At 63.8% G+C, this 11,565-nt stretch carries 8 protein-coding genes and 2 riboswitches; of the genes, 7 read left to right on the top strand and 1 reads right to left on the bottom strand.

Annotation, left to right across the window (positions count from 1 at the left end):
• Window positions 1-127: 127 nt before the first annotated feature.
• Window positions 128-2,218: a UvrD-helicase domain-containing protein gene (locus QOC89_RS21875; protein WP_179735189.1), complete on the bottom strand. Its 2,091-nt coding sequence runs from the start codon at window positions 2,216-2,218 to the stop codon at window positions 128-130.
• A 456-nt stretch (window positions 2,219-2,674) separates the two neighbouring features.
• On the opposite strand from QOC89_RS21875, the gene QOC89_RS21870 reads away from it, so the two are divergent.
• The 7 genes from QOC89_RS21870 to QOC89_RS21840 form a co-directional block, all read left to right on the top strand.
• Window positions 2,675-3,724 carry an oxidoreductase gene (locus QOC89_RS21870; RefSeq protein WP_323046925.1) on the top strand — a complete coding sequence of 350 codons (1,050 nt, stop codon included), beginning with the start codon at window positions 2,675-2,677 and terminating at the stop codon, window positions 3,722-3,724.
• A 194-nt stretch (window positions 3,725-3,918) separates the two neighbouring features.
• Window positions 3,919-4,272 (top strand): hypothetical protein, encoded by a 354-nt coding sequence (locus QOC89_RS21865; protein ID WP_323046924.1) that lies wholly within the window; start codon window positions 3,919-3,921, stop codon window positions 4,270-4,272.
• Between the two features lie 141 nt (window positions 4,273-4,413).
• Window positions 4,414-4,516: riboswitch (glycine riboswitch) on the top strand.
• A 32-nt stretch (window positions 4,517-4,548) separates the two neighbouring features.
• Window positions 4,549-4,711, top strand: a riboswitch (glycine riboswitch).
• Window positions 4,712-4,792: 81 nt separating this feature from the next.
• On the top strand, window positions 4,793-5,911 hold the full coding sequence (gene gcvT / locus QOC89_RS21860; RefSeq protein WP_323046923.1) for a glycine cleavage system aminomethyltransferase GcvT: 1,119 nt from the start codon (window positions 4,793-4,795) through the stop codon (window positions 5,909-5,911).
• 146 nt (window positions 5,912-6,057) lie between these two features.
• A complete protein-coding gene (gene gcvH, locus QOC89_RS21855; protein ID WP_323046922.1) occupies window positions 6,058-6,438 on the top strand; it encodes a glycine cleavage system protein GcvH in 381 nt (126 codons plus the stop codon).
• Between the two features lie 86 nt (window positions 6,439-6,524).
• A complete protein-coding gene (gene gcvP, locus QOC89_RS21850; protein WP_323046921.1) occupies window positions 6,525-9,461 on the top strand; it encodes an aminomethyl-transferring glycine dehydrogenase in 2,937 nt (978 codons plus the stop codon).
• A 117-nt stretch (window positions 9,462-9,578) separates the two neighbouring features.
• Window positions 9,579-10,709, top strand: a complete 1,131-nt coding sequence (locus tag QOC89_RS21845; RefSeq protein ID WP_323046920.1) for an alginate lyase family protein — start codon at window positions 9,579-9,581, stop codon at window positions 10,707-10,709.
• A 28-nt stretch (window positions 10,710-10,737) separates the two neighbouring features.
• On the top strand, window positions 10,738-11,565 hold an 828-nt coding region (locus QOC89_RS21840), incomplete at its 3' end, for a serine dehydratase beta chain (RefSeq protein ID WP_323046919.1).

The raw sequence follows: 11,565 nt of genomic DNA, 5'->3' as shown, positions 1-11,565 counted from the left end.
TCGTACGAGCAAATGGGGATTGCCCAGCGCGTGCCGTGGCGTTGCGAGCGGGTGGAAGCGCCCGACGCGTGGAGTCTTCCAGGCACGTGAACAGAAGACACGCATCCGCTCACCTTCGCCGCCACGCTCACGGCTTCTGCAACAGCGCCTTCAAACTCGCGAGCCGGTCTTTCGGCGACATCGGCGCTTCTTCGGGGGTCGGCGGCGGCGCGTCGTCGAGCAGCATCTCGGGGATAAAGCGCGACGGCTCGCACACCACGGTTTCGCGCGCCCGCTTGCGCTTCTTGCACCAGTTCAGATGCAGGCTGCGCTGCGCACGCGTGATCGCGACGTACATCAGACGACGCTCTTCCTCGATGCGCGCATCGTCGATCGGCTCGTCGTCAGGGCCGCCACGGTGCGGCATGATGCCTTCTTCGACGCCCACCAGGAACACGTGCGGATACTCCAGCCCCTTCGACGCATGTACCGTCGAGAGCCGCACCGCGTCCGGGTCTTCTTCGCGGCCTTCGAGCATCGACATCAGCGCCACCGTCTGGATCAGGCCAAGCAGGTTCTTGCCGGTGTCGCCGAGGCCGTCGGCGGTGTCGTAGCCGGTCGCCTCGCTGTTTGCCGAACCCTCGGGCTCAGCCTTGGTACCCTTGCGCTTCAACCACTCCATGAACTCGAGCACGTTCTGCCACTTGGCCTGCGCCTGACGTTCGTCGAACGCGTCGTACAGATAGGCTTCGTAGTGGATCGCGTCCATCAGTTCGTCGAGCAAGGGACCGGCGGCATCCTTCTCGGCGCGATCGGTGAGGCGTTGCATGAAGTCGCAGAACACGCGCATCGGCTCGATCTGGCGCGGCGACAGGCGCGCCTCGATGCCGCCCATGTACACCGCTTCGAATAGCGACACCTTCGCCTGGCCCGCGAACGAACCGAGCGCCTCGAGCGTCGTATTGCCGACGCCGCGGCGCGGCGTGGTGATGGCGCGGATGAACGCGGGGTCGTCATTCGCGTTGGCGATCAGGCGCAGATACGCGCAGATATCCTTGATCTCGGCTTTGTCGAAGAACGACTGCCCGCCCGACAACACATACGGAATCCGTTCACGGCGCAGCACCTGTTCGAAGATGCGTGCCTGAAAGTTGCCGCGATACAGGATCGCGTAGTCGCGGAAATTCGCGCGCCGCTCGAACTTGTGCGCGGACAGACGGAACACCACGGATTCGGCCTCGTGCTCTTCGTCGTTGCAGGGCGTGACGGTGATCGTGTCGCCCATGCCGTGCTCGGACCACAGCTTCTTTTCGAACAGCTTCGGGTTGTTCGCGATCACGTTGTTCGCGGCGGTGAGAATTCGCACCGTCGAACGGTAGTTCTGTTCCAGCTTGATCAGATGCAGCTTCGGAAAGTCCTTGCTGAGCTGGCCGAGATTTTCGAGCGTGGCGCCGCGCCAGCCGTAGATCGCCTGATCGTCGTCGCCGACCGCCGTGAACGCCGCGCGCTTGCCGGCCAGCAGTTTGACCAGTTCGTACTGGCACGCGTTGGTGTCCTGATACTCGTCGATCAGCAGGTAGCGCAGCTTGTTTTGCCAACGGTCGCGCACCTGCTCGTTCTTCGCGAACAGTTCGGCGGGCAGGCGGATCAGATCGTCGAAATCGACCGCCTGGTAGGCATGCAGTGTCGCGACGTAGTTGCGATAGACGATCGCGGCCTGATGTTCGTCTTCGTTCGCGGCGATCGCGATCGCCTCTTCCGGCATGATCATGCCGTTCTTCCACAGCGAGATGATCGACTGGATCTTGCGGATGAACCCTTTGTCCGTCGAGCCCACCTGCTCCTGAATCATGCCGAAGCAGTCGTCCGAATCCATGATCGAGAACTGCGGCTTCAGGCCGACGTGTTCCGCTTCCTGACGCAGAATCTGCACGCCGAGCGAGTGGAACGTACACACCGTCAACTGATTGACGGGCACCTTGCGGCCTTCCTTGCCGGGCGTGGTGAGCGTCTTGCCCTCGAGCAGCTTGCCGACGCGCTCGCGCATTTCCAGCGCGGCCTTGTTCGTGAACGTGACGGCGGCGATGTGGCGCGGCTCGAAGCCTTTGGCTTCGATCAGGTGCGCGATTTTCTGAGTGATCACGCGCGTCTTGCCGCTGCCTGCGCCGGCGAGCACGAGACACGGACCGTCAAGATAACGGACCGCTTCATTTTGAGCGGGGTTCAGGCCTGCGGACATCGTCTGTGGATGGGTAATGCGGTTGAGGGCGCTTGGGTGCGGAATGCGAGACCGAAGGCCCGGGGGCATGCTGCGCGGCGCCAGCGGCTGAAACACGCGTCCCAACTGGGACGAGGCGGTTCCGGCCCGCTGCGTTGCCGCGCGAGAGGAGCGATGTTAACACGGATGGCCGCGACGGATACCTGCGACGGATGACTGTCGCGGATGCCGTGACAGACGAACTGACCGACGACGAAAGCAGCCCGCGATCGCGGCTCACCCGACGACAAAACACATGCCCGAATCAGCGCCCCTCACTGCTGTCGCAACCGGCAGCCGAACCCCGTCCAGACTGACTCCGCTAACAATCACCTACGACAACGCTGACAGTCCACCTTCGCGACATGCCACAATTGCGATGTTGCGCGCCGTCGCCACGGTGGCAAAGCGGCGCGCCGTTTTTGCAGGAAGACACGCATGTCCGCATCGCTGAAGATTGGATTGATGGGTTACGGTTTCGCCGGCGCGACCTTTCACGCGCCAGTGATCGAGCACTGCGGGCGCGCGAGCATCGCGGCCATCGCGACTAGCCGGCCCGAGCATGCGCTGGCCGACTACCCGCACGCGAAGGTGGTGGCCGATCTCGACGCGCTGCTGGCGCTCGAGGAAATCGACTGCGTCGTCATCGCCACGCCCAATGACACGCACTTCGACCTGGCGCGCCGCACGCTGGAAGCGGGCAAGCACGTGGTGGTCGACAAGCCGGTCACGCTCACCGCGGCCGACGCCCACACGCTCGCCAACATCGCCCTCGCCCGCAGCAAGCTGTTCGTGCCCTTTCACAACCGCCGCTGGGACGGTGATTTTCTGACCGTGCGCGATCTGCTTGCCAGCCGGGAGTTGGGGCGCATCACGCAATATGAATCGCATTTCGACCGTTTCCGGCCGGAAGTCCGCCAGCGTTGGCGCGAGGAGGCTTCGCGCGGCGGCGGTCTGCTACTCGATCTCGGGCCGCATCTGGCCGATCAGGCGTTGGCGCTGTTCGGCGCGCCGCAGACCGTCTCCGCGACGGTTCGGGCGCACCGCGAGCAGGCCGGCGCGCCTGACTACGTCCATATGCAGTTGGGATATGGCGAGTTCGAAGTGGTGTTGCATGCCAGCGCGCTAACCGCGCTCGTCGCGCCGAGGTTCGCGATTCACGGTACTCGCGGGAGCTACGTGAAATACGGGCTCGATACGCAGGAAGATCAGTTGAAAGCCGGTTTGCGCCCTGGCGACGAGGGGTTCGGCGCCAACAATGCGGCGGGGGTCCTGCGCGTGCTCGAGGGCGATCAGGAAGTCGAGCGAGAGGTACCGACGCGCAACGGCGACTATGCCGGCTTCTATATTGCCTTGGCGGATGCCATCCAGAACGGCGTGAAATTCCCTGTCACCCCGCAGGATGCGGTCGACGTGATGACGATTATCGAGCTTGCTGCCCGGAGTTCGGAAGAAGGCGTCCGGCTGCCGTTTGAGCGGATTCGCTGACTTTTTGCCCACGGGCCGCTTTTGGGTTATCTGGCGGTGCATACAAGCCGTGCCGCCGCCAGAGACGAAATGCCTGACAAAGCGGAAAGGAACATAACGTTACAAATAACCCCGTCTTCGCGGTCGTCGCAAATCCCCGGGAATCCGTTGCTAGCTGTACCACCACACAACGACAACGACTTCCCGGAGAGTCCATGCCCCGTATCGTCCGCGCAGTAGCAGCATGCGCCTTGCTGAGTTCCCTCGCCGCCTGCGTGGTGGCCCCTCAGCAACCCGCGTCGGCGCCGCGCCCTAATCCGCAGCAGATCGCCGATCAGCGTCTTCGTCAGGTCGACGGCCGGATCGAGAACCTGAGCCGCCGCATCGACGCTCACGTCAACCAAGGCTACTACCCGCCTCCGCAAGGCGGCGCATTGCATCACCGCCTTGACGTGATCCGTCAGGAAGCTCATGACATGGCCGCGCGACACGGCGGCGGCCTGTCCAGCGACGAACAGCGCTTGCTGAACCAGGAACTCGACAACGCGGCGCATGCCATCGGCGAATAGTCGCGCCGTTTCAGGTACGAAGCAAAGAAGCGCGGGCACCACGTCCCGCGCTTTTTTTTGATTTCCGCGAGCCCGCGGCGCCAACCCCCGTGGCCCTCTCAGGCCTTTATTTGACAAGCCCCCGGCCCTCGCGTACATTCGCCGCACGCGTCGGGAGAGCGTGCTGGCCGCAGAAAAATCGCAGGCCGCGCCGCCGAAGGGGCACACCCGCAAACTCTCAGGCAAAAGGACCGACCGCGTCGAAAAACCTGCGTCAACGCACCATCAGACTCAGGTTTTTCGCACTCTGGAGAGCGGCAGTAGCCGTCTGCATCGTTTGATCGAGCAGACTTTGGCAGGCTGCCCACCGAAGGGGCGCGCGTTTCACCGTAGCGATTGCAGCAGCATTTGAATCGCCCGGCAGCGCAATCTCTCAGGTATCGAGGACAGAGGGGTCATGCAACGCATTCGCTCGCAGCCGGCAGGCCGCGAGGCGTAGCGCCGCATGGCCTTTTTTGTTTCGCGAGATGCCCGAGGCCCCATGACCGAACTCAAACACACCCCGCTCAACGCCACCCATCGTGCGCTCAACGCCCGCATGGTCGATTTTGGCGGCTGGGACATGCCCGTCAACTACGGCTCGCAGATCGACGAACACCGCGCCGTGCGTACCGACGCCGGCATGTTCGACGTCTCGCACATGTGCGTCGTCGACTTCACGGGCGAGCGCGTGCGCGCCTTCTTCGAATACGCGCTGGCGAATAACGTCGCCAAGCTGCAAACGCCGGGCCGCGCGCTGTACTCCTGTCTGCTGAACCCGAATGGCGGCGTGATCGACGATCTGATCGTCTATTACTTCGGGGAAGATCATTTCCGCGTGGTCGTCAATGCCGGCACCGCCGACAAAGACATCGCCTGGTTCGGCCAGCTCAACGCCGAAGGCAGCTTCGGCCTGACCATCACGCCGCGCCGCGACTATGCGATCGTCGCCGTGCAAGGCCCGAATGCCCGCGAAAAAGTCTGGCAAACCGCGCCGGCCGCGCGCGCCGCCACTGAAGCATTGAAGCCTTTCAACGCCGCGCGTATCGAAGGCACGCCGTTCGGCGAGCTCACCGTCGCGCGCACCGGTTATACCGGCGAAGACGGCTTCGAAATCATCGTCCCGGCGGATCACGTCGAAGCGCTGTGGCAGGCGCTCCAGGCACAAGGCGTGCGCCCTGCGGGCCTCGGCGCGCGCGACACGCTGCGCCTCGAAGCCGGCATGAACCTGTACGGCCAGGATATGGACGACAACGTCTCGCCTTTGGACGCCGGTCTTGCCTGGACCGTCGACCTGACTTCGCCGCGTGCGTTCGTCGGCAAGGACAAGCTCGAGGCCGGCGGTTCGCAGGCGGCGTTCGTCGGTCTGGTCCTGCTGAAGGAGAACGGCAAGGCGGCAGGCGTGCTGCGTGCTCACCAGAAAGTCGTCACGCCGCAGGGCGTTGGCGAAATTACCAGCGGCACTTTTTCCCCGACCATGCAGGAATCGATCGCCTTCGCGCGCGTGCCGAAAGGCGTGCAGCCGGGCGATACCGTTCACGTCCAGATTCGTGACAAAAACGTTCCCGCAAGCGTGGTAAAACTGCCGTTCGTGCGCAACGGCAAGGTGCTGGCAGTTTAAGCAGCCAAGGCGCGCGTTATCCCTTCAAGAAAACACTGGGGGCGCCCCAGGTTTTCTTGACCCCTCGGGGGCCTGGCGCGAAGTGTCAGGTTTGGGCGGACCTTTTCATTGAATCACTACCGAATCACACCGCATAGGAGCATCCGATGAGCATCCCGGCCGATCTGAAATACACCGAATCGCACGAGTGGGTCCGCACCGAAGCGGACGGCACGCTGACGGTCGGCATCACCGACCACGCGCAAGAAGCGCTCGGCGACATCGTCTTCTTCGAAGTCCAGGCACTGGGCAAGACCGTGACGGCGGGCGACACCGTTGCCGTGATCGAATCGGTCAAGGCCGCTTCCGATATCTACGCGCCGGTTTCGGGCGAGATCATCGAAGCGAACCCGGCCGTCGCCGACACGCCGGATGGCGTCAACAGCGCGCCGTATGAAAACTGGCTGTTCAAGATCAAGCCGGCCTCGGACGCAACGCAGGAGCGTCTGATCGACGCCGACGCGTACACGAAGTCGATCGGCGCCTGAAGCACTGCGCGTTGCACCACTACGTTTAACCCGACAGGTGCGGCAGGTCCGAATTGACCGGACGGCCGCACCGGCAGGAACACCTCATGAAGCTCGAACACCCGGATCGTCTGATGAACCGCACTCCTCTCTCGCTCGCCGCGCTCGAAGTGCATGACGCCTTCGCTGAACGGCACATCGGCCCGGATTCGGCCGACCAGCACGCGATGCTCGAAGCCCTCGGCTTTGCGTCGCGCGCCGCGCTGATCGACGCCGTCATTCCGAAGACGATCCGCCGCACCGAAACGCTGCCGCTCGGCGCCTTCGCCCAGCCTAAGAGCGAAGCCGAAGCGCTCGCCGCGTTGCGCGAGCTGGCGGACAAGAACCAGGTGTTCCGCTCGTACATCGGGCAGGGTTACTACAACGCACACACGCCGACGGTGATCCTGCGTAACGTGCTGGAAAATCCGGCGTGGTACACCGCGTACACGCCGTACCAGCCGGAAATCTCGCAAGGCCGTCTGGAAGCGCTGCTGAACTTCCAGCAGATGATCGTCGACCTGACGGGTCTGGCGATCTCGAACGCCTCGCTGCTCGATGAGGCGACCGCCGCCGCCGAAGCGATGACGCTGCTGCAACGCGTCGGCAAGCCGAAGTCGAACGTGTTTTACGTTGCCGACGACGTGCTGCCGCAAACCATCGAAGTGGTGAAGACACGCGCCACGCCGGTCGGCATCGAAGTGAAAGTCGGTCCCGCCGAGGAAGCCGCGAACGCGAATGCGTTCGGCGTGCTGCTGCAATACCCGGGTGTGAACGGCGACGTGCGCGACTACCGTGCGCTCGCCGAAGCGATCCACGCAGCGGGCGGCCACGTGGTGGTCGCCGCCGACCTGCTCGCGCTGACCGTGCTCACGCCGCCGGGCGAATGGGGCGCGGACGTGGCCGTCGGCAACACGCAGCGTTTCGGCGTGCCGGTCGGTTTCGGCGGCCCGCATGCGGCTTACCTCGCCGTGCGCGACGAGTTCAAGCGTCAGATGCCCGGCCGCCTCGTCGGTGTGACCGTGGATGCGCAAGGCAACCCGGCGTTGCGTCTCGCGCTGCAAACCCGCGAGCAACATATCCGCCGCGAGAAGGCGACCTCGAACGTGTGTACCGCGCAAGCGCTGCTCGCAATCATGGCCAGCATGTACGCGGTTTATCACGGCCCGCACGGTCTGAAAACGATCGCACTGCGCGTGAACCGCATTGCTGCCTTGCTCGCTGAAGGCGCGAAGCAGCTCGGCTACACGCTCGTCAACGAAACGTTCTTCGACACGCTGACGTTCGAAAGCGGCGCGCGCACCCAGGCATTGCACGACGCCGCGAAGGCGAAGCGCATCAACCTGCGCCGCGTGAGCGACACGCAAGTTGGTCTGTCGATCGACGAAACCACGTCGCGCCGCGATCTGGCCGATCTGCTCGCCGTCTTCGCGCAAGCAGCGGGTGCGAAAGACGTGCCGCAAGTCGAGGCACTCGACGAAAAGCTGACGGCCGCCAACGCCGCGTCGGTCCCGGCTGCTCTGGAGCGCACCAGCGCGTACCTCACGCATCACGTGTTCAACCGTCACCATTCGGAAACGGAAATGCTGCGCTATCTGCGCAGCCTGTCGGACAAGGACCTCGCGCTCGACCGCTCGATGATCCCGCTCGGCTCGTGCACGATGAAGCTGAACGCGACCTCCGAAATGCTGCCGGTCACGTGGCCCGAATTCGGCCAGATCCATCCGTTCGCACCGGCTGAGCAAACCGTCGGCTACCGCGAAATGATCGATCAGCTCGAACAGATGCTGGTCACCGCAACCGGTTACGCGGCGGTGTCGTTGCAACCGAACGCCGGTTCGCAAGGCGAGTACGCCGGCCTCCTGATCATTCACGCTTACCACGCGTCGCGCGGTGAAGCGCATCGCAACGTCTGCCTGATCCCCGCTTCGGCGCACGGCACGAACCCGGCGTCGGCGCAAATGGCCGGCATGCAGGTGGTCGTCGTCGCGTGCGACGCGCAGGGCAACGTCGATATCGAAGACCTGAAGAAGAAAGCCGCCCAACACGCCGACAAGCTCGCGGCGATCATGATCACGTATCCGTCCACGCACGGCGTGTTCGAAGCGAACGTCCGTGAAATCTGCGAGATCGTGCACGCGCACGGCGGCCAGGTTTATGTGGACGGCGCGAACATGAACGCCATGGTCGGCCTGTGCGCGCCGGGGCAGTTCGGCGGCGACGTCTCGCACCTGAACCTGCACAAGACCTTCTGCATTCCGCACGGCGGCGGCGGACCGGGCGTCGGTCCGGTCGCGGTCGGCGCGCATCTCGCGCAATTCCTGCCCAATCAGATCTCGTCGGGCTATGAGCGCGCGCCGAACGGCATCGGCGCTGTGTCCGGCGCACCGTACGGCTCCGCGTCGATCCTGCCGATCTCATGGATGTACATCGCGATGATGGGCGCGAAGAACCTCACGGCGGCAACCGAAACCGCGATCCTCAACGCGAACTACGTTGCAAGGAAGCTCGCGCCGCATTACCCGGTGCTGTATTCGGGCCCGGGCGGACTGGTCGCGCACGAGTGCATTCTCGATCTGCGTCCGCTCAAGGAAACGAGCGGCATCACCGTCGACGACGTTGCCAAGCGCCTCGCCGACTACGGCTTCCATGCGCCGACCATGAGCTTCCCGGTCCCGGGCACGCTGATGGTCGAGCCGACGGAATCGGAATCGAAGGAAGAACTCGACCGCTTCATCGAAGCGATGATCGCGATCCGCGAGGAAATCCGTGCTGTCGAGGAAGGCCGCTCGGACCGCGAGGACAATCCGCTCAAGCACGCGCCGCATACGGCGGCGGTCGTCATCGCGAACGACTGGAAGCATGCGTATGCGCGCGAAACCGCCGCCTATCCGCTGCCCACGCTGATCGCGAAGAAGTACTGGCCGCCGGTCGGCCGTGCCGACAACGTGTACGGCGACCGCAATCTGTTCTGCTCCTGCGTGCCGATCGCCGACTACGAGTAAGCCGGTCCGCGAACCGCGCATTGCCTGAAGGTGGTAAGCAGGCGTTGCGCGGTTCTGTCGCTGGTGTCCGCAAACGGCTAACATCACACACCGAATCAGCCTAACGAGGAGTTTCGCATGGCGCGAAAGGTGCGATCGATGCAAAGCCGGACCCAAGCAAGGTTTGCCCAGACGTGGCAGCAGGCTTGCACACTGCTGTTGGCAGGCGCGGCCATGCTGCTGCCGCTGCGGCAGGCGCAGGCCGCGATGAATTTTTGTGCGGCGCCCGCGCTGCAAACCAGTGAGCGCACGAATGCCGATCCGGGCGTCAAGGCGCTGGTGAGCAACGTGCAGGCGCATCTGAACGACCCACCGCATGCGCTGGCGAAGCTGCACACCGAGGGCACGCTGCCGCACGAGGGCATCTACGATCAAAGCGTCGAAGCGGAAAAGGATCTCGATCTGCTGCGCGATGCAGCGCTTGCCTGGCGCGCCACCAGCGACGATCGTTATCTGAAGCTGGTGGACCGTTTGCTGGATGCGTGGGTCACGACTTACCAGCCGAGCTTCAATCCCATCGACGATACCCACTTCGAAGGCCTGATCCTCGCCTACGACATGACCGCGAGCGCGTTGCCGGTGAAAACGCGCAATGCATCGATGGCGTTCCTCACGAAGCTCGCCAACGGCTATATCGCGCAGATCGACGCGCAGCCGCGGCCCCTCAAGGGCACGTTCAAGAACAACTGGCAGAGCCACCGGATCAAGCTGATCGCAATGGCGGCGTTCACGCTCGACAACCGCAAGATGATCAACGCGGCGCAGCGGCTGTTCGACGAGCATATCGGCGACAACATCGCGCCGGACGGCTCCACGGTGGATTTTGCCGAGCGCGACGCGCTGCACTACGTCACCTACGACCTGCAACCGCTCGTGACTGCCGCGCTCGCCGCACGCCGTCACAACCGCAACTGGTTGCCGGAGAAGGGTACCAATGGCGCGTCGCTGCAAGCCGCGCTCAACTGGCTCACGCCCTATGCGGACGGCAGCAAGACGCATGAAGAATTCGTGCATTCGAGCGTCCCGTTCGATGCCAAACGTCGCGAGGCCGGCTTGCCTGGCTACTCGGGTCAATGGGATCCGAAAAACGCGACGGAACTATTTCACCTGGCGGCGCGTCTCGACGCACGCTACACGCCGATCGCGCTACAGCTCGCACCCACGCCGCCCGCGTGGCTCGCCGTGTGTTTGCCGCTGTCGGCGCGCTAGACCAACTTTTATCAGCAGGGAGCAGTAAATGGCAGTGAGCGTGTTCGACCTCTTCAAGATCGGCATTGGTCCGTCCAGTTCGCATACGGTCGGGCCGATGCGTGCGGCGCTGATGTTCGCGCAAGGGCTCGAACGCGACGGGCTGCTTGGGGCGACGGCATCGGTGAAAGTGGATTTGTACGGTTCGCTTGGCGCAACCGGCAAGGGGCACGGCACCGATCGCGGCGTGATGCTCGGCTTGATGGGCGACGCGCCGGATACGGTCGATCCGGACACGATCGCGCAGCGTCTGGAAGCGGTGAAGGCCTCGCGCAAGCTTGCTTTGCTCGGCAAGCACGAGGTGCCGTTCGTGCAGAAAGATCACATTTCGTTTTATCGCCAGGCGCTGGCCGAGCATCCGAACGGCCTCAAGCTGCACGCGTTCGATGCGCAAGGCGCGACGCTGCGCGAGTCGACCTATCTATCGGTGGGCGGCGGTTTCGTGGTGACGGCGGGCGCACCGAACACGAAGGTACTGAGCGCCGTCGAACAATTGCCGCATTCGTTTCGCAGCGGCAATGAACTGCTCGCGCTGTGCCAATCGACCGGCAAGAGCATCGCGCAATTGATGTGGGAAAACGAGCGCGTCTGGCACACGGAAGAGGAGACGCGTGCGGGCTTGCTGAAGATCTGGGACGTGATGCAGTCGTGCGTGTCGCGCGGTTGCGGCATCAACAATCCCGACGCCGATGGCAATCTGCCCGGACCATTCCAGGTGAAGCGCCGGGCGCCGCAGTTGTATCGCGCGTTGTCCGGAAATCCTGAACTGGCGCTGCGCGATCCACTGTCGATGGTCGACTGGATCAACCTCTACGCG

The organism is Paraburkholderia sp., from assembly GCF_034668105.1.
Taxonomy (GTDB): domain Bacteria; phylum Pseudomonadota; class Gammaproteobacteria; order Burkholderiales; family Burkholderiaceae; genus Paraburkholderia.
Note: the sequence above shows the minus strand (reverse complement) of the source record. Positions and strands in the feature narration are given on the sequence as shown.